The organism is Pseudomonas sp. LFM046, assembly GCF_000949385.2.
Taxonomy (GTDB): Bacteria; Pseudomonadota; Gammaproteobacteria; order Pseudomonadales; family Pseudomonadaceae; genus Metapseudomonas.
Map to the genome: position 1 here is coordinate 1,329,374 of NZ_JYKO02000001.1, position 25,091 is coordinate 1,354,464.

Annotated in this window: 19 protein-coding genes; 14 read left to right on the forward strand and 5 right to left on the reverse strand. The window is 65.1% G+C overall.

From position 1 onward, the window contains the following. Window positions 1-1,098: an efflux RND transporter periplasmic adaptor subunit gene (locus TQ98_RS06245; protein WP_044875138.1), complete on the reverse strand. Its 1,098-nt coding sequence runs from the start codon at window positions 1,096-1,098 to the stop codon at window positions 1-3. Between the two features lie 144 nt (window positions 1,099-1,242). Between TQ98_RS06245 and TQ98_RS27870 the strand changes: the two genes are divergently transcribed. The 10 genes from TQ98_RS27870 to TQ98_RS06290 all read left to right on the forward strand — a co-directional run bounded on the left by TQ98_RS27870 (window position 1,243) and on the right by TQ98_RS06290 (window position 15,691). Beyond that, window positions 1,243-1,383, forward strand: coding sequence for a hypothetical protein (locus TQ98_RS27870; protein ID WP_177410160.1), 141 nt, complete (start codon window positions 1,243-1,245; stop codon window positions 1,381-1,383). Then, entirely contained in the window at window positions 1,380-2,579 is a 1,200-nt protein-coding gene (locus tag TQ98_RS06250; protein WP_044875137.1) for a multidrug effflux MFS transporter, read from the forward strand. Before TQ98_RS27870 ends, TQ98_RS06250 begins: the two co-directional genes overlap by 4 nt. 182 nt (window positions 2,580-2,761) lie before the next feature. Next, window positions 2,762-3,238: a chemotaxis protein CheW gene (locus TQ98_RS06255; protein ID WP_044875136.1), complete on the forward strand. Its 477-nt coding sequence runs from the start codon at window positions 2,762-2,764 to the stop codon at window positions 3,236-3,238. Then, a complete protein-coding gene (locus TQ98_RS06260) occupies window positions 3,225-4,739 on the forward strand; it encodes a CheR family methyltransferase (RefSeq protein WP_052659265.1) in 1,515 nt (504 codons plus the stop codon). The genes TQ98_RS06255 and TQ98_RS06260 overlap by 14 nt, the downstream gene beginning before the upstream one ends. Before the next feature lie 14 nt (window positions 4,740-4,753). Continuing rightward, window positions 4,754-5,341 carry a chemotaxis protein CheW gene (locus TQ98_RS06265; protein ID WP_082073317.1) on the forward strand — a complete coding sequence of 196 codons (588 nt, stop codon included), beginning with the start codon at window positions 4,754-4,756 and terminating at the stop codon, window positions 5,339-5,341. Window positions 5,342-5,359: 18 nt separating this feature from the next. Further along, window positions 5,360-6,991 (forward strand): methyl-accepting chemotaxis protein, encoded by a 1,632-nt coding sequence (locus tag TQ98_RS06270; protein ID WP_082073316.1) that lies wholly within the window; start codon window positions 5,360-5,362, stop codon window positions 6,989-6,991. Between the two features lie 31 nt (window positions 6,992-7,022). Continuing rightward, window positions 7,023-8,783: a HAMP domain-containing methyl-accepting chemotaxis protein gene (locus tag TQ98_RS06275; RefSeq protein ID WP_197708591.1), complete on the forward strand. Its 1,761-nt coding sequence runs from the start codon at window positions 7,023-7,025 to the stop codon at window positions 8,781-8,783. Between the two features lie 7 nt (window positions 8,784-8,790). Next, window positions 8,791-10,989, forward strand: coding sequence for a response regulator (locus TQ98_RS06280; RefSeq protein WP_044875134.1), 2,199 nt, complete (start codon window positions 8,791-8,793; stop codon window positions 10,987-10,989). Window positions 10,990-11,036: 47 nt separating this feature from the next. Further along, window positions 11,037-12,107, forward strand: a complete 1,071-nt coding sequence (locus tag TQ98_RS06285; protein WP_044875133.1) for a chemotaxis protein CheB — start codon at window positions 11,037-11,039, stop codon at window positions 12,105-12,107. Beyond that, the gene (locus tag TQ98_RS06290; RefSeq protein ID WP_197708592.1) at window positions 12,104-15,691 is read left to right on the forward strand and encodes an EAL domain-containing protein; all 3,588 of its coding nucleotides are present in this window, start codon (window positions 12,104-12,106) and stop codon (window positions 15,689-15,691) included. The genes TQ98_RS06285 and TQ98_RS06290 overlap by 4 nt, the downstream gene beginning before the upstream one ends. Before the next feature lie 91 nt (window positions 15,692-15,782). On the opposite strand, the gene csiR is transcribed toward TQ98_RS06290, so the two are convergent. Continuing rightward, a complete protein-coding gene (gene csiR / locus TQ98_RS06295) occupies window positions 15,783-16,484 on the reverse strand; it encodes a DNA-binding transcriptional regulator CsiR (protein WP_044875131.1) in 702 nt (233 codons plus the stop codon). A gap of 182 nt (window positions 16,485-16,666) precedes the next feature. Between csiR and glaH the strand changes: the two genes are divergently transcribed. The 4 genes from glaH to gabT all read left to right on the forward strand — a co-directional run bounded on the left by glaH (window position 16,667) and on the right by gabT (window position 21,879). Next, window positions 16,667-17,644: a glutarate dioxygenase GlaH gene (gene glaH / locus TQ98_RS06300; RefSeq protein WP_044875130.1), complete on the forward strand. Its 978-nt coding sequence runs from the start codon at window positions 16,667-16,669 to the stop codon at window positions 17,642-17,644. A 137-nt stretch (window positions 17,645-17,781) separates the two neighbouring features. After that, complete coding sequence (gene lhgO / locus TQ98_RS06305; RefSeq protein WP_044875484.1) at window positions 17,782-19,032, forward strand: L-2-hydroxyglutarate oxidase; 1,251 nt, start codon at window positions 17,782-17,784, stop codon at window positions 19,030-19,032. A 38-nt stretch (window positions 19,033-19,070) separates the two neighbouring features. Continuing rightward, window positions 19,071-20,519 (forward strand): NADP-dependent succinate-semialdehyde dehydrogenase, encoded by a 1,449-nt coding sequence (gabD, locus tag TQ98_RS06310; protein WP_044875129.1) that lies wholly within the window; start codon window positions 19,071-19,073, stop codon window positions 20,517-20,519. 79 nt (window positions 20,520-20,598) lie between these two features. Further along, window positions 20,599-21,879, forward strand: a complete 1,281-nt coding sequence (gene gabT / locus TQ98_RS06315; protein ID WP_103103132.1) for a 4-aminobutyrate--2-oxoglutarate transaminase — start codon at window positions 20,599-20,601, stop codon at window positions 21,877-21,879. A gap of 924 nt (window positions 21,880-22,803) precedes the next feature. Here the strand turns inward: gabT and TQ98_RS06320 are convergent. The 3 genes from TQ98_RS06320 to TQ98_RS06330 all read right to left on the reverse strand — a co-directional run bounded on the left by TQ98_RS06320 (window position 22,804) and on the right by TQ98_RS06330 (window position 25,070). Next, window positions 22,804-23,430 carry a DinB family protein gene (locus TQ98_RS06320; protein ID WP_197708593.1) on the reverse strand — a complete coding sequence of 209 codons (627 nt, stop codon included), beginning with the start codon at window positions 23,428-23,430 and terminating at the stop codon, window positions 22,804-22,806. 57 nt (window positions 23,431-23,487) lie between these two features. Continuing rightward, window positions 23,488-24,321 (reverse strand): PhzF family phenazine biosynthesis protein, encoded by an 834-nt coding sequence (locus tag TQ98_RS06325; RefSeq protein WP_044875483.1) that lies wholly within the window; start codon window positions 24,319-24,321, stop codon window positions 23,488-23,490. Window positions 24,322-24,440: 119 nt separating this feature from the next. After that, window positions 24,441-25,070 carry a LysE family translocator gene (locus tag TQ98_RS06330; protein ID WP_044875125.1) on the reverse strand — a complete coding sequence of 210 codons (630 nt, stop codon included), beginning with the start codon at window positions 25,068-25,070 and terminating at the stop codon, window positions 24,441-24,443. Window positions 25,071-25,091 lie beyond the last annotated feature (21 nt).

Consider the following 25,091-nt stretch of genomic DNA (forward strand, 5'->3'; position numbering starts at 1 on the left):
TCAGCGCTCCATGGCCAGCGACGGGGCCGGCAGTTCGCGGACGCTGTCGCCCGCATTCAGCAGATGGGCGCCCAGGGCGACGACGCGCTCGCCGGGCTGGACGCCGCCTTCCAGAACCGCTTCTTCCTGCTCCAGTCGCACGACGCGCACCGGGCGCAGCTGCACCTTGCCGTCCGTCCCGATGACCCAGACGCCGGTGCCCTGGCCCTTGTCGTGCAGGGCGCCAAGGGGCACGCGCACCTGTTGCTGGTGGGCTGCGCCATCCAGGCGCAGGGTGATGGTGGAGCCGATGGCCAGGGCGTTCGAGTCGCCGCCCAGGGTGTAGCGGGCGCGGAAGGTGCGGGTGGTGGCATCCGCCGCGGCGGAGAGTTCGCGCAGGGTGGCGGGCACCGCTTCGCCGGTGGCGCCATAGGGATAGGCGCGGGCGGGGTGGTTGGCCAGGGTGCGCTGGGTTTCCGGGATGTCGATCACTGCTTCGCGGGCGCCGTTGTGGGCCAGGCTGGCGACGATCTGCCCTTCGGCCACCACCTGGCCGCGATCCACCCGGACGTCGGTGATCACGCCATCGGCGTCGGCCGTGAGGGTGGAGTAGGCGCGGCGGTTTTCCACCTGGGCCGCTTCCGAGGTGGCGGCGGCCTGCTCGGCCTGGGCCACCCGCAGGCGCGTATTGGCCTGATCGTAGATCTGCCGGGACACCGCGCCGGTGCCGGTCAGGCGGCGGTAGCGGGCTTCGTCGTCGCGCGCCTGGCGCAGCTCGGCTTCAGCGGCATTGACGCGATTGCGGGCGGTGCGCAGGGCCAGTTCGAAGTCGGTGTTGTCCAGCACCAGCAGCACGTCGCCGCGCTTGACGCGGGTGCCCGGGTCCACCTTGCGGGCGATCACCTTGCCGCCGACGCGAAAGCCGAGGTCGCTGGCGGTGCGGGCGGCGACCACGCCGGTGTAGATCGCGTCCTGCTGGGAGGCGGCCTGCACCTCGGCCACCAGCACGGCGCGTGGCTGGGGCGCGGTAACCGTGGTGTCGGCCTGGCTGTTGCAACCGCTCAGGGTCAGCAGGGCGGTGGGGATCAGGGCGAGCAGGGCAAGGTGCGGGCGGTTCATGGAGCGATCCTCGGGTTCGGCGGCAACAGGGCGGGAGTACCGCAGGTCGAAAATATGATAGGCATAATTTAATTTCACGTATATATGTCACTCATAATTTAAAACGTCGGCCCAAGGGCGAAGCGACCAACGGAGGTACGTGTGATGAGCAATGAACAGCAGGTAGAGAAGCGCGAAACGGTCTGCGGGGCGCCGTCCGGCGTCAGCAGCGACGACTGGCAGGCCCTGGAATGGCAGCTGATGGCCCTGGCGCTGGACGCCAAGGAAGAAGGAGCGCAGTCATGAACCCGTCGCGCCTGCTGTTGGTGCTCCTCATGGCGCTGACCGCCCTGGGGGAAATCTCCACCCAATTGATCATTCCTGCCCTGGGCCGCATCGAGCAGGGCCTGGGCGCCGCCCATGGTGCGAGTCTGGCCGCCCTGTCGGTGTTCGTCGCCGCCTTCGGCGTGGGGCAGCTTCTATTGGGGCCGCTGTCGGACCGGGTCGGCCGTCGTCCGGTGCTGATCGGCGGACTCAGCCTCTACCTCGCCGCCACGGCCTGGATGCTGCTGGCCGACAGCATGAGCGACTTCATTATCGGGCGTGCGGTCCAGGGGTTCGGCGCTTGCACGGCGCTGGTGCTGGCGCGTGCGATCGTGCGTGATGTCTGGAAGGCCCAGGCCGCGCCGGCCCTGGCGCTGACCGTGATCGGCATGCTCAGCACCATCGCCCTGGCGCCGATGGTCGGCGGTGCCCTGACCCAGTGGGGCGGCTGGCATGCGCCCATCCTCGCCTCGCTGACGATCGGCAGCCTGGCTCTGCTGACGGTGCTGGCGTTCTACCGGGAATCCAATCCCAGCCTCGATCCCAAGGCCGGCCATCCGGCGACCCTGGCGCGGGATTACTTCGACCTGCTCAAGCAACGCTCCAGCCGCGCCCTGGCCCTGACCCTGGCAGGCACCTACGGGGCGATGTTCGCCGTGGTCGCGGGATCGTCTGCGGTCTACATCGGCCTGCTGGGACTGAGTTCCGCCGAGTACGGGCTGGCCTTCGGCGCCACCATTTCCGGCCTGATCGGCGGAGCGCTGTTCACCCGGCGGAAGATCACGCAGCTGGGGCCGCAGCGCATCGTCGGCATCGGCGTCAGCCTGGTGGCCACCGGTGCCACGGCCACCGTGCTGGTGCATGCCACGCTGGGGCTGTCGGTGCTCGGCATTTCCTTGCCGCAAGTGCTGGTGACCCTGGGGGGCGGCATGCTGATTCCCGCCTCGGTCGCCGGCGTGGTGATGCCCAACGCGCACCGTGCGGGCCTGGCCGCCGGCCTGATGGGCTTCTCCCAGATGCTGGGTGCCACGTTGAGCGGCCTGCTGCTGGGCGCGCTGCAGGACGGTACGGCCTGGCCGATGATCGGAGTCCAAGGCCTGTTCGCCCTGGCGGCCTTCAGCACATTCATGCTGATGACCCGCAAGCCGCGCAGTGCGGCGGTGTCGGTAGCGGGGTGATGGGCGTTCCTGCCCCGGACCGCTGGTCGGGGCAGGGCAGCAGATTCGTGCCTTGATGGGGCCGCAGGTCTCCGCTTCAGGGCCGGCGGTCCCGGTGAGGCGGTGTGTTGTCGGTTCTCACTGGACGCGTGCTGGCCCTGAGCTAGCTTTATGGCAATGCTAGCGGCAGCAGGGATGCCACTATGGATAGATATTTCGTGCTGCCGTTCTGGCTGGCGGGGCAGCACTTGGCGGTGAGCCTGGACACTGTCGTCCGCGTGCTCCCGGCCCTGGCGTGGACGCCTCTCCCCGGTGCGCCTGACACGGTAACCGGGCTGGTCAACGTGCGCGGGCAGGTTTTGCCCGTGGTGGATCTTGCGCGACGTTTTTCCTGGCCTTCGGCCGCTCCCGCCCTGTGGCAACCCTTCCTCTGGCTGAAAACCCGGCAACGTGAACTGGTGGTGCCCGTGGAGGCCGTGGAGGCCGCCACCAGCTGCGCTGCCGCGGATTTTTCCCCCGCGCCCCACCCGCAGGTACCGTCCGCCATCCTCAAGGGGGTGGTGCGCACGGCCGAGGGGCTGCTGCTGATCCAGGATGTCGAGCAGGTCTTGTCCGATGCGGATGAAGAGCGCCTGACCGCAGCCCTTGCCCAGGCAAGGAGCGCCGATGGAAACGATTGAGGCCCTCTGCTCGGCGCGCGTACTGAACGTGCTGCTCAATAAGGTTCATCAGCACCTTGGACAGGATTTCTCCGGGGGGCGCACCAGCGACCTGCTTCGCCGCCTGAAGTTGCTGGCGCTGGAACGGGGCGAGGGCGACCTGCAGCTCTGGCTGGAGACACTGGCTTTTGCGGAATGGGACGACGCCTTGGTCCAGAGTCTGACGCCGGTGTTCTCCGTTGGCGAAACCTATTTCCGGCGCGATTCCGAGGCCCTCGACTGGGTGGCCCGCCAGCACCTGGCGCCGTTGATTGCGCGTCGCCGTGAGGATGGGCGGCGGCGTCTGCGTATCTGGAGCGCCGCCTGTTGCACCGGCGAGGAGGCCTACAGCTTGCTGTTCATCCTCGATGACCTGCTGGGCGCCGAGCGCGCCAGTTGGACCGTCGAGCTGCTGGCCAGCGACCTCAATGCCAGCTTCCTGCAGCGCGCCGAGCACGGCAGTTATGGACAGAACGCCTTCCGTCGCAATGAAGACGACTTCCGCCGCTGCTATTTCCAGGCGGAAGGCCGGCAGTGGCGGGTGCGGCCACAGTGGCGGGGGCGTATCCGTTTCTTCCAGCACAACCTGGTGCAAGGGCAGCTGCCGGACGCCGCCAAGGGACTTGCGGAGGCCGACCTGATCCTCTGCCGCAATGTGCTGATGTATTTCTCGCCGGAGCAGGCTTCCGGCGCCTTGCGCCGCCTGCTCGCGAGCCTGGCGGCTGATGGTCTGCTGTTGCTCAGCGCAGTGGAGGCCGGCATCGCCACCCAGGCGGGGCTCAATGGTTTCTGGGCCGGCAGCAATTACGCACTGGTGCCCGGTAGCCGGCGTCCGGCACTCCGGACCGCCGTGGCGCCGCCCCCTGTAGCGCCTGTGGAACCGGCCACGCGCCGGACGCCGCCACCCGCTCCACGGCTGGTTGAGAAGAAAGCGGCGGCGCCCAGTCCCGCCCCGCCGCCCGTGGCCAGCGCCAGCGACTCGAATTGGCAGCAGGCCAGGGATGCCTTGGCCCACGGGCGTTACCCACAGGCCCAGCAGGCGCTGCTGGATTACCTCGCCTGCGCCGGCCTTGGTCAGGCGCAGAAACGCGATGCCTGTCTGCTGATGGCGCGCAGTTGGGCGAACCAGCAGCGCGCGGACGAAGCGGAAACCTGGTTGCAGCGTGCGCTGGCGCTGGACCCGGCGTCGGCCGCTGCCTACTGGCTGACTGCAATGTTGGCGCAGCAGACTGGCGCGGAACAGGCGGCGCTGGTGGCGCTGCAGAAGGCGCTCTACCTGGAACCGGACTTCATCCTGGCGCACTTCTACCAGGCCCGGTTGCTGCGCCTGCGGGGCCAACTGGCCGCCAGTGACAAAGCCCTGCGCAATTGCATGCAGCTGCTCGGCCGGCGGGCGCCGGACGACCTGGTGTCCGAAGGCGACGGGCTGAGCTGTGCGCAGCTCCTGCGCCTGTGCGAGCAACTGAAAGAGGGACGACGCTGATGGCCGGAGGGAGCATGGGTAACTGGGCTGAGATCCATCAGCGCCTGGCGGATTTCGAACGGCGGATCGAGGGCGGCTTTGCCGTCAGCGCCGAGGAGCGCCAGGCCCGTCTGGAGACACGCAGCCGCGAGTGGGCGCGGACCAGTCCGCAGGACGAGGATGACGCCTGGCTGGAAGTGCTGAGCTTCAACCTCAGCTCGGAAATCTATGCGGTGGAGGCCTGCCATGTGTCGGCTGTGCTGCCGCTGCCACAGTTCACCCCGCTGCCGGGCACGCCGCCGTTTGTGCTGGGCATCGTCAACGTACGCGGGCACATCGTTTCGGTGCTGGATTTGCGGGTGTTCTTCGAGCTGCCCATCGAGGGGCTTTCCGACAAGAACTTCCTGGCGGTGTTGCGGGGGCCGGAGATGGAGTTCGGCCTGCTGATCGACCGGGTGCGGGGCATCGTGCGTATTCCGCGCGCAAGCCTGCAGAACGGACTGGCGAATCTGACCGGGATACGAGCGAGTTATCTGCTGGGGGTCACCCCTGATCAGTGGACGGTGTTGGACGGCGCACGGCTGCTGGGCGACCCCAGCCTTCGCATCACGGCCGACGAGTAGGTACAAGGAGGAACGACCATGCTGGGCAATGTCATGAACCTGCGGATCGGCAACAAGCTGATGCTTGCCTTTGGCGTATTGATCCTGGGCTTTGGCGCGCTGTTGTTCGTCACCCTGGAGAGCTTCTCCGACCTGCAGACGGTCGAGGAGCAGCAATTCAAGCGCCGCTACGCGCGAATCTCCGACGTGAAGGAGCTGATGCTCAACCTCACCCTGCAGCGCGTCGCGGTGCTGCAGGCGCTGCACGAAGGCTCGACAAAGAGCCAGGAAGACAAACTGCGGGACAACGTCGCGGCCAATGACAAGGTACTGGACCGCCTGCGTGATGCTGTGGTCGACGACCAGACGACCGTCGATCTGCTCGACCAGATCAAGGTCCTGCGTGCCGACTATCAGCGTACGCGCGACGGCGAGGTGCTGCCGCTGATCGACAGCGGCAAGGTCGAAGAGGCGCGCACGCTGATCGAAGGTCCGCAGAAGCAGCGGCTGGAGAATATCTACGCGCTGGGACAGCAACTGGTGGAGCAGACCGACAATCGCATCCATGCCGGCATCGAACAGTCGAGCCAGGCCCTGGACGCCATGCGCGAGCGGATTTTCCTGATGGCGCTGGGCCTGGTGATGATCACTGGTTTGCTCGCCTGGTTGCTCAGCCGGCACATCGCTCAACCCTTGTCGCGCCTGACCGGCTGGGCCGAGCAGATCGGCCGGGGCGAGATCCCCCGGGATATTCCCAACAGCGATCGCCAGGACGAAGTGGGCCGCCTGGGCGTGGCCTTCGTCGCCATGAGTCGTTACCTGCGTGAGCTGGTGCAGGAGTTGAATGAAGGGATTTCGGTGCTGGCCACCGCCAGCGAGGAAATCCTCGCGGTGACCACGCAGGTGGCTTCGGGCACCCAGGAGACCGCCACGGCGATCAGCGAGATTGCCACCACGGTGGAAGAGGTGAAGCAGACGGCGGTCCTCTCCGGCGGCAAGTCGCAGGCGGTGACCGACAGCACCGAGCGCACCCGCCAGGTGGCCCTGGCCGGGCGCCAGGCGGTGGAGGAAACCCTCAAGGGCATGGGGCAGATTCGTGTGCAGATGCAGGCGGTGGCGGAAAGCGTGATGCGTCTGGGGGAGCAGAGCCAGACCATCGGCGAGATCGTCGCCTCGGTCAACGACCTGGCCGAGCAGTCCAACTTGCTGGGGGTGAACGCCTCGATCGAGGCAGTGAAGGCCGGCGAGGCGGGCAAGGGCTTCTCGGTGGTGGCGCAGGAGGTGAAGACCCTGGCCGAGCAGTCCAAGCAGGCCACCGCGCAGGTGCGCAGCATCCTCAGCGACATCCAGAAGGCGATGACCAAGGCGGTGCTGCAGGCGGAGGAGGGCAGCAAGTCGGTGGAGAGCGGCTACGAGCGGGCGCAGGCCAGTGGCGAGGCGATCCGCAGCCTGAGCGACAGCATCGAGGAGTCCAGCGAGATGGCCTTGCAGATCGCGGTGACCAGCCAGCAGCAGATGATCGGCATGGACCAGATCGGCAGCGCCATGGTGAACATCCGCCAGGCCAGCCAGGACAACGTCGGCGGTACCCGCCAGGTCGACCAGGCCGCCCGCAACCTGCACCAGCTGGGTTTGCGGCTCAAGGGGCTGTCCGGCCAGTTCAAGCTGTAACGCGGCGCCCTGGGCGCAAGGAAGGGCACGGATGATGGACAAATTGGCGGACTTGCGAATCGGCAGCAAGCTGATGCTGGCATTCGCCGTTCTGATTCTCGGCTTCAGCGGCATCTACTACTTCAGCCTGGCGAGCAACGCCGAACTGCAGCAGCGGGAGGCCGAGGCCTTCAGGCGCAGCTATGAGCAGCTGTCCGATGTGAAGGAGTTGCGCATCAATATCCTGGCGCAACGCATCAACCTGTTGCAGGAGATGGCCCAGGGTACGCAAATCGCCGAAATGGAGGCCATGGAACAAGACGTCGAGCGCCTGAAAAACCTCAATACCGTGCTGCTGGAGCGCCTCCGGGAAGGGCTGGGCGAGGACCGCGAAGGGCGCGAAATCCTTGCGCAATTGCTGACGGTACGCACGGCCTATGCCGCGACCCGTGATACGGAGGTCTCCCCCCTGATCCGTGCCGGAAAGTTGGAGCAGGCCCGCACCCTGGCCTTCGGGGTGCAGGCCGAGCGGCTGGTGCAGATCCATAAGCTCGGCGAGCAGTTCGCCGATTTCACGGAGCGGCGCGTCGAGGAGAACCTCGTGCGGGCGCAGGATGTCCTGAAGGCTCAACACGATTGGATGCTGAAGCTGGGCGTGCTGCTGGTGCTGCTCAGCGCAGGGGTCGCCTGGCTGCTCAGCCGGCACATCGCCCAGCCGGTGGCGCGCCTGACGGGCTGGGCCGAGCGCATCAGCACCGGTGAGATTCCCAACGACATGACCAGCATCGAGCGCCAGGACGAAGTGGGCCGTCTCGCCCAGGCTTTTACGCGCATGGGGCACTACCTGCAGGGGATGGCAGGCAGGGCTGAGTCCCTGGCCCAGGGCATCTTGCACGAGACGGGGCAGGACGTGCCGGAGACGGATGTGCTGGGTCGCGCCTTCGCCACCATGGCCGGCAATCTGCGCGCACTGGTGCAGGAGCTGAACGAAGGGATTTCGGTGCTGGCCACCGCCAGCGAGGAAATCCTCGCGGTGACCACGCAGGTGGCTTCGGGCACCCAGGAGACCGCCACGGCGATCAGCGAGATCGCCACCACGGTGGAAGAGGTGAAGCAGACGGCGGTCCTCTCCGGCGGCAAGTCGCAGGCGGTGACCGACAGCACCGAGCGCACCCGCCAGGTGGCCCAGGCCGGGCGCCAGGCGGTGGAGGAAACCCTCAAGGGCATGGGGCAGATTCGTGTGCAGATGCAGGCGGTGGCGGAAAGCGTGATGCGCCTGGGGGAGCAGAGCCAGACCATCGGCGAGATCGTCGCCTCGGTCAATGACCTGGCCGAACAGTCCAACTTGCTGGGGGTGAACGCCTCGATCGAGGCGGTGAAGGCCGGCGAGGCGGGCAAGGGCTTCTCGGTGGTGGCGCAGGAGGTGAAGACCCTGGCCGAGCAGTCCAAGCAGGCCACCGCGCAGGTGCGCAGCATCCTCAGCGACATCCAGAAGGCCATGACCAAGGCGGTGCTGCAGGCGGAGGAGGGCAGCAAGTCGGTGGAGAGCGGCTACGAGCGGGCGCAGGCCAGTGGCGAGGCGATCCGCAGCCTGAGCGACAGCATCGAGGAGTCCAGCGAGATGGCCCTGCAGATCGCGGTGACCAGCCAGCAGCAGATGATCGGCATGGACCAGATCGGCAGCGCCATGGTGAACATCCGCCAGGCCAGCCAGGACAACGTCGGCGGTACCCGCCAGGTCGACCAGGCCGCCCGCAACCTGCACCAGCTGGGCTTGCGGCTCAAGAGCCTGTCCGGCCAGTTCAAGCTGTGAGGCGGCCATGAGTATGGATCGGGAAGTCCTCAAGCAACGCCTGTTGGCCAGCTTCCGCGGCGAGGCGGAAGAGCGTCTGGCCGTGCTGGCCGACGGTCTGGCCAACTGGCGCGAAGCCACTGCCACGGCGGACTCCCTCGAGTCCCTGTTCCGCGAGGTGCACAGCCTCAAGGGGGCGTCGCGGGCGGCCGGGGTCACGGAAATCGAACAACTCTGCCACGCCTGGGAAAGCCTGTTGGCGGCGGTGCGCCAAGGCCGGCTGACCCTGACGCTGGAGCGCGTCGAGCTGAGCCGGCGTGCCCTCAAGGCGGTGCAGAAACTGCATGACGGCCAGGCGTTGGACGAGACGGAGCGGCGGCGCCTGATCGACAACCTGGAAGCGGCCGCCCAGGGCGAGGCCATCGAGTTGCCGCAGGAACAGGCCGAAGTGCCCCAGGCACCCCACGACCCGGCGACCGTGCGGGTGCCGGCGCAGCGTCTGGATGCCCTGCTGTTTCAGGGCGAATCCCTGTTGCAGCACAAGCTGGAGGCCCAGGCCCACGCGCGCAGCCTGCAGGCTCACATGGCCGCCTTCGACCCGCAGCGTGCCAAGCGCCTGCTCACCGGTGGCGTACTCAAGCAATTGCGCGACGGGCTCGAACACCTGCCACCGAGCACCGAGGATGCCCTGAGGAGTGTCCTCGATTACCTGGACTGGAGCCTGGCGCAGATGGACCGCCTGCACTTCGGCGCGACACGCCTGGCCAAGGCCGGCAACCACCTGGCGCAGGGACTCGCGCAGTTGTCGGACGGCCTCAACGATGAATTGCAGCGGGTGCTGCTGCTGTCCGGCGCGAGCCTGATGGAAGGGCTGCCGGCGATGGTTCAGGACCTCGCCAGCCAGGCCGGCAAGCGGGTCGCGTTCGAGGTCCGTGGCGAAAGCCTGCAGATCGACAAACGCATCCTCGACGAATTGCGCACCGTGCTGACCCACCTGCTGCGCAATGCGATCGACCATGGGGTGGAAGCACCGGATCTGCGCAGCCGCGTGGGCAAGGACCCGGTCGGCCGCCTGCACGTGGAGCTGGTGCAGGAGTCAGCGGACCGCTTCGAGCTGCGGGTGAGCGACGACGGCCGTGGGCTCGACCTCGATCGCCTGAAAGCCAAGGCGGTGTCCAGCGGTCTGCTCAGCCAGGATCAGGCCGAGGAGCTGTCGGACGCGGAGGCGTGCAAGCTGATCTTCGCCTCTGGCCTTTCCACCAGCGCCATCATCACTGACCTCTCCGGGCGCGGCCTGGGCATGGCTATCGTGCAGGAGACGGTGGAACGGCTGGGTGGGCGCATCGAACTGGAGTCCCACGCCGGCAAAGGCACCTGCTTCCACCTGCACCTGCCGCTCAGCCTGTCGACGTTCCGCGCGGTGATCGTGCGCGACGCGGAGCGGGTGTTCGCCATTCCGGCGCTGGCGGTCGAGCGCTGCCTGCGCCTGCCGTTGAGCGCCATGAAGAACCTGGAGAACCGTCCCTCGGTCACGGTGGATGGCGAAGTCATGCCGCTCTGGACCCTGGCCGAAGTGCTCGGCCTGGGGCAAGTGGCGCAGAGTGGCGACATCCTGACCTTGCTGTTGCTCAAGGTGCGCGGCGAGCGCTTTGTGCTGCTGGTGGAGGAATTGCTGGGCGACCAGGAAATCATCGTCAAGGGCCTGGGCCAGCAGTTGGTGCGAGTGCGCAACCTGCTGGGCGCCACGGTGCTGGGCGACGGCCAGCTGGTGCCCATCCTGCATCCTGCCGACCTCTATCGCAGTGCCCTGGATACCCGTGATTCGAGCTTCAGCCAGCAGGAGCGGGCACGTACCGGCGTGGCCATGCAGCGCTTGTTGATCGCCGAGGACTCCTTCACCTCGCGGGGGCTGCTCAAGGCCATCCTCGAAGGCGCCGGCTACCAGGTCGCCACCGCCAACGACGGCCTGGAAGCCTGGAATGCGTTGAAGCAGGGGCAGTTCGACCTGCTGGTGTCGGACGTGGAAATGCCGCGGCTGGACGGTTTCACCCTGACCAGCCGGATTCGCGCCGACCGCGAGCTCGCCAGTCTGCCGGTGGTGCTGGTGACGGCCTTGCACTCGGCCGAGGACCGCGCGCGGGGCCTGGAGGCCGGCGCCAATGCCTATCTGGTGAAGAGCGGATTCGACCAGGAAAGCCTGCTGGATGCGATTCGCCGGTTGATTTGAGGGGCGCAGGTCCATGGGGGGCCTGCGGGGGAGAATGAGGTGGAACCATGCGCGTACTGATAGTCGACGACTCGGTGGTAGCACGCATGCTGCTGCGCGCGGTGTTCGAAGGGGAGGGTTATCTGGTGCGGGAGGCCTCCTCCGGTGACGAGGCGCTGAAGGTGTTGCTGGGCTTCACCCCCGATATCGTCACCATGGATGTGCACATGCCCGGCATGGACGGTTACGAGACCACCGAGCACATTCTTGAACGCTATCCGCTACCGGTGGTGGTGCTGACCGCCAGCGCCAACGCCTATGCGGCAGCCACCGCCATGCGTGCCCTGGAGGCGGGCGCCCTGGCGGTGCTGGAGAAGCCGTCCGGCCTGGATTCGCCGGATTTCGACGAGCGCGTGGCCGAAGTGCTGCGGACGCTGCGCAGCATGGCCCAGGTGAAGATCGTGCGGCGTCCTCGCCGGGGCAACGGCGAAGGCCCTCAGCAGCAGTCGATATCCCAGCTGGTGGCGCATGCCGCACACCTGTCGCCGAAGATCGTGACCATCGCCGCCTCGGCGGGGGGGCCGGCAGCGCTCAAGAGCCTGCTGGAGCGGCTGCAACCGCCGCAGCCCTGGCCGCTGGTGCTGGTGCAGCACATCGCCGCCGGTTTCCTGCCGAGTTTCCGCGAGTGGCTGGAAACGCTCACGCACCTGCCGGTAGTGATCGCCGAGGACGGCCAGGTTTTGGTCCCGGGGCGGCTTTATCTTGCGCCGGATGGCCATCACCTGGGCTTTTCCAGCGACCGCCGGGTGGCCCTTGATGGAGGCCCTCTGGAGGAACTGGTGCGGCCGTCGGCCAACTTCATGTTCCGCTCCGCTGCCCGTCATTTCGGCAACCAGGTCATCGGTATCCAACTGTCCGGGATGGGGCGCGACGGTGCCCAGGGGCTGGCCGAACTGCATCGCGCCGGCGCCCTGACGCTGGTGCAGGAACCGGCCAGCGCCATGATCGATTCGATGCCGCAGGCTGCCATCGGCTTGCAGGCGGCTCGCCAGGTACTGACGACGGACGCGATGGCGGCCGTGCTCAATCTGATTGCTGAACGTGTGGCGTCGAAGGGCGCAGGTGTGGGGAGGGAATGACCATGTACGCCGATGCGGACATCCTGGTGGTGGAGGACAGCCCGACGCAGGCCACCGAGTTGCAGTACATGCTGGAATCCGTCGGTTGCCAGGTGCGTATTGCCCGAAACGGGGTCGAGGCCCTGGCGCGCATTGCCGAGCAGCGTCCGACCATCGTCATCAGCGACATCGTGATGCCGGAAATGGACGGCTACGAGCTGTGCCGTCAGCTCAAGGGCTCGGCCCAGACCCAGGCCATCCCGGTCATTCTGGTCACCTCCCTGGCCGATGCCCGCGATGTGGTCCACGGGCTGGCTTCAGGGGCCGACAACTTCATCGTCAAGCCGTTCGACGAGAAGTACCTGATGTCGCGCATTCGCTACTTCCTGGTCAACCTGGAGCTGCGCACCCACGAGCGGGTGCAGATGGGCGTGGAAGTGGTGCTGGAAGGGGAGCGCCACTTCATCACCGCCGGACGCCAGCAAATCCTCGACCTGCTGATTTCCACCTATGAGCAGGGTGTGCGCCTGAATCACGAGTTGCAGGCCAAGCACGACGAGCTGGCCCGCAGCAACTCGCTGCTCAACTGCCTGTTCCATTTCACCAGTGGCCTGACCGACGCCCAGAGCGAGCAGCATGTGATCGACGCCTCGCTGCGGCGCATCCTGGAGTTCCCCGATGCGGAAGCTGCCTGGTTGTTGATGGCCGATTCCCTGGAGGCTGGTGATTCGGCCCGCGTGGCGGGGACGCGCGCGCGTGGGCGAGCCTTTGGCCTGGAGACGCTGTCGGCCTGCGCGCGCAGTTGCCCATGCCGGCACGCCTGGGTCAGCGACGCGATGAGTCAGCCGTGCAATTTCGAAGGCTGTCCCGCCCTGGCCGAGCTGCCCGGTAGGCCGGTGCATGCCAGCATTCCGTTGATACTGGGTGGCGAGATCATCGGCATGCTCAACGTGGTGCAGCGCGACGCCAAGGCCTGGAGCGACGAGTCGCTCAACGCGCTGGCCTCGATCGGCCGGCAGCTGGCGATGGCGCTGGGCCGGGTGCGCCTGTTCGAGAGCATGGAGAAGCTGGTGGAACAGCGCACCGAGGCGCTGGCCAAGAGCGAAGCCTTGTTGCGCAACGTGCTGGACAGCCTGCCGGTGGGCGTGTTGGTGAGCGACCCGCAGGGCCGGCTGATCATGAGCAACCCCGAAAGCAGTCTGATCTGGGGTGGCTCACATCCCATCGGCGTGGAAAGCGATCATCAGTACCGGGGTTGGTGGGCCGACAGCGGCGAGCCGATCAAGTCGGACGACTGGTCGGTGATGCGTGCGGTCAAGCAAGGACTGGTGTCACGCAACGAGATGATCGACATCCAGACCTTCAACGGCCGGCACAAGACCATTCTCAATTCGGCGGTGCCCATCCTCGACAGGAACGACACGGTCCAGGGGGCGATCGTGGTTTTCCAGGACGTCACCGAGCAGCGCCGCCGCGACCTGGAAATCCGCATCCGCACCCGTGCGGTCGAGGCCAGCGTGAACGCCGTGGTGATCACCGACAACGAGCAGCCGGACCAGCCCATCGTCTACGTGAACCCGGCCTTCGAGCGCATCACCGGCTACTCGGCCGAGGAAGTGATCGGCCGCAACTGCCGTTTCCTCCAGGGCGAGGACCGCGACCAGCCGAGCCTCGACAACATCCGCCGGCTGCTCCACGCCCAGGAGGAGGGCGGTGCGCTGTTGCGCAACTACCGCAAGGACGGCTCGGCATTCTGGAACGACCTGAAAGTGGCGCCGGTGGTGAACGACCGGGGCAAGGTCAGCCACTTCGTCGGCATCCTTCACGACATCACCGAAGCCAAGCGCTACCAGGAAGAACTGGAGCACCAGGCCAACCATGACAGCCTCACCGAGCTGCCCAATCGCAATCTGCTCAACGACCGTATCAGCCAGGCCATCGCCCAGGCCGCGCGCAAGCATGGCAGCTTCACCCTGGCGTTCATGGATATCGACCGCTTCAAGGTGGTCAACGACAGCCTCGGCCACAACGCCGGTGATCAGTTGCTGATCCAGGTGGCGAACCGCCTGCGCAGCCGGGTGCGAGAGATCGATACGGTGGCGCGCCTGGGGGGCGACGAGTTCGTCATCCTGCTGACCGATACCGACCAGCTCGGCGAGCAGGTGTCCTGGCTGGAGCGGCTCAAGCAGAGCATCGCCGCACCGGTGATGCTGGGCGAGCAGGAGGTGGCGGTGAGTTGCAGCATCGGCTTCTGCTGCTACCCCAGCGACGGTCGCGATGCCAGCACGCTGCTGCGTAATGCCGACACGGCGATGTATCAGGCCAAGCACCAGGGACGTAACCGCATCTGCGCTTTCATGCCGGAGATGAACCAGCAGGTGCAGATGCGCCTGTCGGTGGAGCGGGAGACCCGTCTGGGCCTGCAGAACCACGAGTTCATGGTGGTCTATCAGCCGCAGCTGGATCTGCAGAATGGCCGGTTGTGCGGTTTCGAAGCCCTGGTGCGCTGGAACCGTGGCGGCAAGATGATCAGCCCCAACGAGTTCATCCCGCTGGCGGAGGAGACCGGCTGGATCGTCTCGATCGATTTCTATGTGTTTGAAATGGTCTGCAAGCAACTCTCCATCTGGCGCCGCGTGTTCAACCACGGGCTGAGCGTGGCGGTGAACTTCTCTGCGATCAGCTTTGCCGAGACCGACTTCATCGAGCGGGTGCTCGGCATCCTCAAGATGCACGGGATCTCACCGCGCTGGATCAAGATCGAGCTGACCGAAAACATCCTGATGACCAACGCCGATGACGCCCTGCAGAAGATGCGTGTGTTGTGTGACGAGGGCATTCGCTTCTCCATCGACGATTTCGGTACGGGTTACTCCTCGCTCGGCTACCTGAAGCGCTTCCCCTTCAGCCAACTGAAGATCGACCGCAGCTTCGTCACCGATGTGCTGACCGAGCCGGACAGCGCCTCGCTGGCGCGCTCGATGATCTCGATCGGCCACAACCTGGGCATCAAGGTGATCGCCGAAGGCGTGGAGCAGGTGGAGCAGCTGGGCTTCCTGCGCGCCGCCGGCTGTGACGAGTTGCAGGGTTACTACTACTCCCCGCCGCTGCCACCCCAGGCGTGCATGCAGTTCCTGCAGGAGGGCGCGTCACTCTCGTTGCCGTCGAACATCCTCGACGGCAGTGAGCGCTACCTGCTGATCATCGACGACGAGCCGGGCATCCTCAACGCGCTGAAGCGGACCCTACGGCTGGAGAACTATCGGATTCTCACCGCCAGTTCCAGCGCCGAAGCGATGAACCTGATGGCGACCTATGGCGTGGACGTGGTGCTGACCGACCTGCGCCTCGCCGACATGAACGGGGTGGAATTCCTGCGCCGGCTCAAGGTGATCTTCCCTGACGTGATCCGCATGGTGCTCAGTGGCTCCACCGAGGTCAGCAGCATCCTCAAGTCGGTGAACGAAGGCGTGATCTATCGCTTCATCACCAAACCCTGGGACCCCGACGACCTGCGCATTCAGTTGCGCGAGGCCTTCCAGCAGCGGGAGCTGCACCGCGAGATCAAGCGCATGCGCCAGCAGATCGCATTGGCCCAGGGGTGACCGTGCATGGGGCCGTTGGGTCTGGATCGTAGGGTGCGCTGTGCGCGCCGATTTCCGGATCGGCTTCATCCTGCCAGCTCGGGCATTCGCGTCAGCGGGACGCGCCGCCCATCCCTTCGGCCCGCATGATCTCGGCGATGATCGGCACCGGGGTCATCAGGTGGGCGCGCATCATTTCGCTGGCGCGTTTGGCGTCGCGGGCGAGGATGGCTTCCACCAGCGCCGCGTGTTCCTGGCGCTTGAGTTCCAGGGCTTCTTCGGAGAACACGGTCTGGGTCAGCCAGAGGTGGCGGTAGCGTTCGGCCTGGTCGAATAGGTAGGTGCGCGCCTGCAGCAGGTGCTTGGAGCCGCAGCCTGAGGCGATGGCGGTGTGGAAGGCCTTGTGGCGCTGGTCCCAGACGTCCAGGCGCTGCTCGCGGGTCTTCACTTCCATCACCTTGGCCAGGGTGTGGGACTGGGCCAGCACCGAGGCTTCCCAGGCGTCGTCGCCGCGCTCGATGGCCAGGCCGACGATCATCGCCTCCAGGTTGGCGCGGGCGTCGTAGATGTCCTTCATCTCTTCCACGGACATGGGCGCCACGCGGTAGCCCTTCTGGCTGATGGCGACCACCAGCTTCTCCGCCACCAGTTGCGACAGGGCTTCCCGCAGCGGGCCCACGCCCAGGTCGTAGCGTTCCTTCAGGGTGCTCATCAGGAGCTTTTCACCGGGCTTGAACACGCCACGGATGATGTCCTGCTTGAGCCACTCATACCCGCTGAAAGCCGAGTTCTGACGAGGGGCGAGTGCTTCCAAGGTGCTGTTCCTCAAAACGTTTTGCGGATCATACCCAAACGTCTTTTCTGCGAAAAACAGTGGACAAACGTGTGTTTTATTTTCGTTTTTCAAAAATGTAGACATTTTTAATTTGTGGCGATATTTTTTACTCGCCCGACTGATCCGGGCACTGCCCACCACCCCTTTGCCAGGAAACCGCCATGAACGCCTTTACGAAGATCGAGGACCCTGTGATGCCGATGCCGCTGGAGACCCGCGGGTTCACCGTCGCGCCTTCCCAGCAGTCGCCGCGCCTGCTCGAACTGACCTTCGCCCGCGAAACGGTGGAGGCCTTCATCAAGGCGGTGGGCGAGTGGCCGGTACAGGCCCTGGAGTACAAGTCCTTCCTGCGCTTCCGCGTCGGTCAGATCCTCGACGAGCTGTGCGAAGGCACCCTGCGCCCGGTGCTGCTGAACACCATCCTCAGCCGTGCGACCGGCGGCATGCTGATCACCCCCGTCGGGCTGGATGACGTGAGCCAGGCCGAGGACATGGTGAAGTTCACCACCGCCTGTGCCCACCTGATCGGCCGTTCCAACTACGACGCCATGAGCGGCCAGTTCTACGCCCGCTTCGTGGTGGTCAACACCGACAACTCCGACAGCTACCTGCGTCAGCCGCACCGCGTCATGGAGCTGCACAACGACGGCACCTTCGTGAACCAGATCACCGACTACGTGCTGATGCTGAAGATCGACGAGAAGAACATGGAAGGCGGCAACTCCCTGATCCTGCACCTGGACGACTGGGAGCAGTGCGACGAGTTCTTCCGCCACCCGCTGGCCCGCCGCGAGATGCGCTGGACCGCGCCGCCGAGCAAGAAGGTCACCGAGGACGTGTTCCACCCGGTGTTCGACACCGACGCCGAAGGCCGCCCGACCATGCGCTACATCGACCAGTTCGTGCAGCCGGAAAACTTCGAGGAAGGCATCTGGCTGAACGCCCTGTCCGAGTCCCTGGAAGGCAGCCCGCAGAAGCTTTCCGTACCGGTGCCGGTGGGCAGCTTCCTGCTGATCAACAACCTGTTCTGGCTCCACGGCCGCGACCGCTTCATCCCCCACGAGGGCCTGCGTCGCGAACTGATGCGCCAGCGCGGTTTCATCAGCTACCAGAAGCCGCGTTACCTGCGCGGTCAATAATCAATGAAGCACGACGGAGGGCTGCCACGGGCGGCCCTTCGCCGTGCTCGACGAGCATGTTCGACCGTAGGTTGGCGCCGAGCGCAGCGAGGCCCAACGCCATGAAGGTTGCTGCGCGAACGCGCGAGGTAATGGCTGTGTACGATTTCATCATCATCGGCGGCGGTATCGTGGGCATGTCCACGGCCATGCAGCTGATGCAGGTTTACCCGGACGCCAAGGTTCTCCTCCTGGAGAAGGAATCCGGCCCGGCCCGGCACCAGACCGGCCACAACAGCGGTGTGATCCACGCCGGCGTCTACTACACCCCCGGCAGCCTCAAGGCGCGCTTCTGCCTGGAAGGCAACAAGGCCACCAAGGCCTTCTGCAACAAGCACGGCATCCGTTACGACGAGTGCGGCAAGCTGCTGGTGGCCACCAACGACCTGGAAATGGAGCGCATGAAGGCGCTCTGGGAACGCACCGCCGCCAACGGCCTGGAGCGTTACTGGCTGTCCGCCGCCGAGCTGCGCGAGCGTGAACCGAACATCGTCGGCATGGGCGGCATCTTCGTGCCCTCCAGCGGCATCGTCAGCTACGCCGAAGTCACTACCGCCATGGGCCGCGAGTTCCAGGCCGCCGGTGGCGAGATCCGCTATAACGCCGAGGTCACCGGCCTCGACGAGCGCGCCGACGAAGTGGTGGTGCGCACCCGCACCGACGAGTTCCGCAGCCGCTACCTGATCACCTGCTCGGGCCTGATGGCCGACCGCGTGGTGCGCATGCTCGGCATCGAGCCGAGCTTCATCATCTGCCCGTTCCGGGGCGAGTACTACCTGCTCCCCAAGCAGCACAACCAGATCGTCAACCACCTGATCTACCCGATCCCGGACCCGTCCATGCCGTTCCTCGGCGTGCACCTGACCCGGATGATCGACGGCACCGTCACCGTCGGCCCGAACGCTGTGCTCGCCATGAAGCGCGAGGGCTACCGCAAGGCCGATATCTCCGTCTCCGACATGTTCGAGACCCTGACGTCTCCCGGCATCCTCAAGGTGCTGGCGAAGAACCTGCGCCCCGGCCTGATCGAGATGAAGAACTCCCTGTTCAAGGGCGGCTACCTCAAGGAAGTGCAGAAATACTGCCCGAGCATCACCAAGGCCGACCTCACCCCCTATCCGGCCGGTGTGCGCGCCCAGGCGGTGTCCCGCGAGGGCAAGCTCATCGACGATTTCCTCTTCGTGAACACCCCGCGCAGCGTGAACGTGTGCAACGCACCGTCCCCCGCTGCCACCTCCGCGATCCCGATCGGCGCTCACATCGTCGACAAGGTGCGTGAGCAGATCGCCGCGTCTGGCGCCCGTTTCACCGTCAAAGCCACCGATAACAAGCAGCGGGCCGCCGGCTGAGCCGTCGTCACCACCGCCCATTCCAGAGGATGACAAGCGTGCAACTGAAAGACTCCACCCTGTTCCGCCAGCAGGCGTACATCGATGGTGCCTGGGTCGATGCCGACAACGGCCAGACCCTCAAGGTGAACAACCCGGCCAGCGGCGAACTGATCGGCACCGTGCCGAAGATGGGCGCTGCCGAAACCCGCCGCGCCATCGAAGCCGCCGAGCGCGCCCTGCCGGCCTGGCGTGCGCTGACCGCCAAGGATCGCGCCAACCGCCTGCGCCGCTGGTTCGAGCTGATGATGCAGAACCAGGACGACCTGGCCCGCCTGATGACCCTGGAGCAGGGCAAGCCGCTGGTGGAGTCCCGTGGCGAGATCGCCTACGCCGCCTCTTTCCTTGAGTGGTTCGGCGAAGAAGCCAAGCGCGTCTATGGCGACATGATTCCCGGCCACCAGCCGGACAAGCGCCTGATGGTGATCAAGCAGCCCATCGGCGTCACCGCCGCCATCACCCCGTGGAACTTCCCCTCCGCGATGATCACCCGCAAGGCCGGCCCGGCCCTGGCCGCCGGCTGCACCATGGTGCTCAAGCCTGCCTCGCAGACCCCGTACTCCGCCCTGGCCCTGGCCGAACTGGCTGAACGTGCCGGCATCCCCAAGGGCGTGCTGAGCGTGGTCACCGGCTCCGCTGGCGAAGTGGGCGGCGAGCTGACCAGCAACCCCATCGTCCGCAAGCTGACCTTCACCGGTTCCACCGAGATCGGCCGCCAGCTGATGGCCGAGTGCGCCAAGGACATCAAGAAGGTGTCCCTGGAGCTGGGCGGCAATGCCCCGTTCATCGTCTTCGACGACGCCGATCTGGATGCCGCCGTGGAAGGCGCGCTGATCTCCAAATACCGCAACAACGGCCAGACCTGCGTCTGCGCCAACCGCCTGTACGTGCAGGACGGCGTGTACGACGCCTTCGTCGACAAGCTGAAGGCCGCCGTGGCGCGCCTGAAGATCGGCAACGGCCTGGAAGACGGCATCACCACCGGCCCGCTGATCGACGCCAAGGCGGTGGCCAAGGTGCAGGAGCACATCGAGGACGCGGTTTCCAAGGGCGCCAACGTCGTTTCCGGCGGCAAGCCCCACGCCCTGGGCGGCACCTTCTTCGAGCCGACCATCCTGGTCGACGTACCGAAGAACGCGGCTGTGGCCAAGGAAGAAACCTTCGGCCCGCTGGCGCCGCTGTTCCGCTTCAAGGACGAAGACGAGGTCATCGCCTTCTCCAATGACACCGAATACGGCCTGGCTGCCTACTTCTACGCCCGCGACCTGGGCCGCGTGTTCCGCGTGGCCGAGGCCCTGGAATACGGCATCGTCGGCATCAACACCGGGATCATCTCCAACGAAGTCGCGCCTTTCGGCGGCGTGAAGGCATCGGGCCTGGGCCGTGAAGGCTCCAAGTACGGCATCGATGACTACCTGGAAATCAAATACCTCTGCATCGGCGTGTAAGCACGGCGGATCAACAACCTTTCCTGTACGGGCGGCCGCTGCGGCGGCTTCCCGTGCGGACGATTGCAACAGTGGAGTGATCATGAATACCAACCAGAGCCTGCAACAACGCCGTATGGCCGCCATTCCCCGTGGCGTCGGCCAGATCCACCAGGTCTTCGCCGAGCGCGCCGAGAATGCCACCGTATGGGACGTCGAAGGCCGCGAGTACCTGGACTTCGCCGGCGGCATCGCCGTCCTGAACACCGGTCACCTGCACCCCAAAGTCATGGCTGCCGTGCAGGAGCAGTTGGCCAAGCTGACCCACACCTGCTTCCACGTCTTCGGCTACGAGCCCTACGTGGCCCTGGCCGAGAAGATCAACCAATTGGTGCCGGGCAGCTTCGAGAAGAAGACCCTGCTGGTCACCACCGGCGCCGAGGCTGTGGAAAACGCCATCAAGATCGCCCGCGCCGCCACCGGCCGTAACGGCGTGATCGCCTTCACCGGTGCCTACCACGGTCGTACCCAGTACACCCTGAGCCTGACCGGCAAGGTGGTGCCGTACTCCGCCGGCATGGGCCTGATGCCGGGCGGCGTGTACCGCGCCCAGTACCCGAACGCCATCCACGGCGTTTCGGTGGACGCGTCCATGGCCAGCATCGAGCGCATCTTCAAGAACGACGCCGCCCCCAGCGACATCGCCGCGATCATCCTCGAACCCGTTCAGGGCGAGGGCGGCTTCAATGTCGCGCCGAAGGACTTCATGGCCCGCCTGCGCGCCCTGTGCGACCAGCACGGCATCCTGCTGATCGCCGACGAAGTGCAGACCGGCGCTGGCCGTACCGGCACTTTCTTCGCCATGGAGCAGATGGGCGTCGCCGCCGACCTCACCACCTTCGCCAAGTCCATCGCCGGTGGCTTCCCGCTGGCGGGCGTGTCCGGCCGTGCTGACGTCATGGACGCCGTGGCCCCGGGCGGCCTGGGTGGCACCTACGCCGGCAGCCCGGTTTCCTGCGCCGCCGCCCTGGCGGTGATCGAAGCTTTCGAAAGCGAGAAGCTGCTGGACCGCGCCAAGTCCGTGGGTGAAATCCTCACCGCTGGCCTGCGCAAGATCGGTGAGCGCCACAACAGCCTGGTGGACGTACGCAACCTCGGCGCCATGGTTGCCGTGGAGCTGTTCGAGGGCGGCAATGTGACCAGGCCGGCTGCCGAACTGACCGGCAAGATCGTCGCCAAGGCCCGCGAGAAAGGCCTGATCCTGCTGTCCTGCGGCACCTACTACAACGTCCTGCGCATCCTGGTACCGCTGACCGTCAGCGATGCCGACCTGGAGCGTGGTCTCTCCATCATCGGCGAGTGCTTCGACGAACTCGCCTAAGCACCACAAAGGTCCTGCGAGCCAGCGAATGACCAGGCGAGGGCGGCTGAGAAAGCGGAGTTCAGGTGTCCTGAATGAGCATTTCGAAGCCGCGCTCAACACCGTCATTCCGACGTGCAGCGGACCTGAGTTTTAGAGCGTCACCCTGGTCCCTGCTCACCCGACCTGCCCGGCCCACCGTCCCAGGCAGGGCGGGCTTTTTTCGTCCCGCGTCTGGTGATCGCGGAGGCCGACGCTGCCCCCAGGGGCACGACAAGAACAAAAGTAATGCCATGCAGACAGATAAGAACAACCTCAGTCACGGGTTGAAGTCCCGACAAAGGCGTGAGGGGCTGAAGCCCCGGGCAACTTCGAGTTGAACGAAAAGACACGCCTTCGGGCGTGTCCTTTTGTTTGGGGGGCGACAGCTCTCGACTGATTCTGTTGAAAAGTCGGTGCTGTCTCGGGGCCTGCTTATCGCGGCTACTGAGGGCCCGCTCTCACGCATTGGAACCTTAAGGGATGCGGGAAATATATCTACGCTAATGGGCTGATCACGATGATGCGGCGGCCTGGAGCCGATTTCGGCGGCAATAAGCAATGCCAAGGCAGTACGTGGCGCTACCTGCACCAACAGAATTTCGAGGCCTGCTCACCTACGGCCATATGCGATTGTCATAGTTTGCGCAGTTGGGCGGCGAAAAGCGGGTTGAACTGGACCCGGCCATGGATCGCCTGGACTTCCACGCGGCAATCGTGGTTATTCAGCCGCTATTGGAGGCACAACCTGACTCCTGTCGCGCTTGAGATAGCCGATAGCGGACCATCGTTCATCTTGCTGGAGCGAACCATGGTCAACGCTAGCCATCGACTCGGAGCGGAGCGCGTCCACGTCTCAAGCGGAATCACTGCCGGCCTGATCCTGCCCACCATAGCGGCATAGACTCACCGAGCTTTGCGATAGTGATCCCTGATGAATACCGGAAGATCGTTTGACGGTGGCGTAAAGGGAACCTGGTACATCATGTCGCCGACGAATCCGCGGTGATAGGTGGCGTGATTGACCAGATGCAACACGATTTCTTCCTGTGTCATGACGCCCTTTCCCCCTCCGACGAACTCGAAATGGACGACTTTGGACAGGTCCTCGACCGACCAGGTGTCGACGAGTTCGATGTACCAGCGGTCCATTGACTGAACCGCGTTCCAGAGGTCGCTCAACGGAGACGGATGTTCGGTGTTGCGGGAAATGTAGTGATGCTTCTTGCCTTGTAGATGGTGTCTGAAAATATCGTCCACCACGTAAACATGGTTCAGTGTATGAACCATGTTTCCAAAGCGCGTCGGCCTGGGGCGAAGCGCCTCGCCATCCGGCAGGTTCATCACGCTTTTGAACGTCAGCTCATTCGCCCAGGCTTTGTAGCGCACCAACATTTTCAACGTGTCCGTGGCGGATGCAGACGGAACAGCGGGGAGGGCGGCTCCGTGGGATGCAAGTTGGTTTTCCGGAGCCGAAGACATGCTTGTAAGTCCTTGTTTGAACACAATTGATGAGTAGATGACGTTCTTCAAAACACATCTCAGTGTTTGCGTGGACCGCTCCTGTCACCCATGCGGCATGCACCATGCCTAACACTCAAGGAGCCCCTGAAGTCGGCCTGCAACCTGTGTGTGCGTTTTGCCGCCGATCCAGAATTGGCCGGCGTTATCGCGAGCCACATGAATACGTCCTTTACGACCGAGGCGAGTGCCTTGGGCGGCGATATAGGCTTCATTGGCCACGCCCGCGGCGAACAGCCACTGCGCCAGTGAGGCGTTAAGGCTTCCCGTGACGGGGTCTTCGACAGTGGTGCCCAGGTGATCGCTGAAAAAGGCACGAACTTCGAATGCAGCCTCACCACGGGAATGAGGTCCCACCACGCCGATGTCGATTCTGCGGGGCCAGCTTCGTTGCGGATTCAGGGAAAGCACTCTCTCTGCCGAAGCCAACCTGATTCCCAGCCATCCGGGACCGTTGTCGATCCAGGCGGCATCGACGACCTCGTGTGTCCCAATCCCCAGAAATTGAACCGCCTCGGTCAATTCTTCCTTCGAGGGAGGGCCGGAACGGATCAGCGGCGGCGCGCCAAAGGAAAGCAGTCCTTGATCACGGCGAATCGTAACGAGTCCAACGCCGCACTCCTGGATGATTTCCGCCTCTTTCATCGGCGCACGCCCAGTCGAAAGCCAGGCATGACAACTGCCCAATGTCGGGTGCCCGGCAAAAGGCATTTCTCTCTCCAGTGTGAAAATCCTCACCCTGTAGTCCGCCTCCGGATGCGTGGGTGATAGCAGAAAGGCGGTCTCCGACAGGTTGAGCCAGCGAGTCAGGCGCTGCATTTCATCGGTTGCCAGCGCGTCTGCGCCCATGACTACCGCCAGCGGGTTTCCGGAAAGAGGTTCGGCGCCGAAAACATCGATCATCTGAATCACACAGTGCACAACACCACTCCTTATGTTCGTGCCAACACGGGCAAGTCCGATCAGCCTTGATGAGGGGCGGATCAATCGCCTCGGCTATCGGTTTCGGTACCCCGGGGACATCAATCTGGCGATACCAGAAGCTTCAATCCCGCGACGGCAAACAGCGCAGAGAAAAGCCCTTGAATCCAGCGTCGAAGCCTGGTGTAGCAAGCAATCATCCGGGACGTCGAAAAGATGATGGCGTAGCCACCGAATATGATGACCCCGAGCAAAGCGCAGCCGCCTATGATCGCGGGCAAGGTGCCGTTGGGGGCGTCCTCCCGGAGCCCCAGCGACATGATCGCCATCCAGGACATGATCGCCTTGGGGTTCCCGATGTGCATGAAGACGCCTTGGCGGTATAGCGGCAGATAGCGTGGGGTTGCCCGTCCGGCATCCACGCCGGTGAAAGCCGAGGTCGGCTGCATGGCGGACCTGCCAGCACGCATCGCCAGATAGAGCAGATAGATACCGCCGATCACTTTGAGGACGAAAAGCGCCTTGGCGTAGGTGGCCAGCAAGGTGGAGACACCGGTCGCCGCCAGCACCGCCCAAAAGAGCGAGCCGGTCATGACACCGGATGCCAGGATGAGGGCGGATGTGCGCCCATCACGCATCGCCGCTCCCATGATCGCCATGTTGCTCGGCCCCGGACTGGCAGCGGCGAGGAAATAAGTGCCAAAGGCGAGTGCGAGCGGACTGCCGATCATTGAGACATCCTCCAGCGCGTA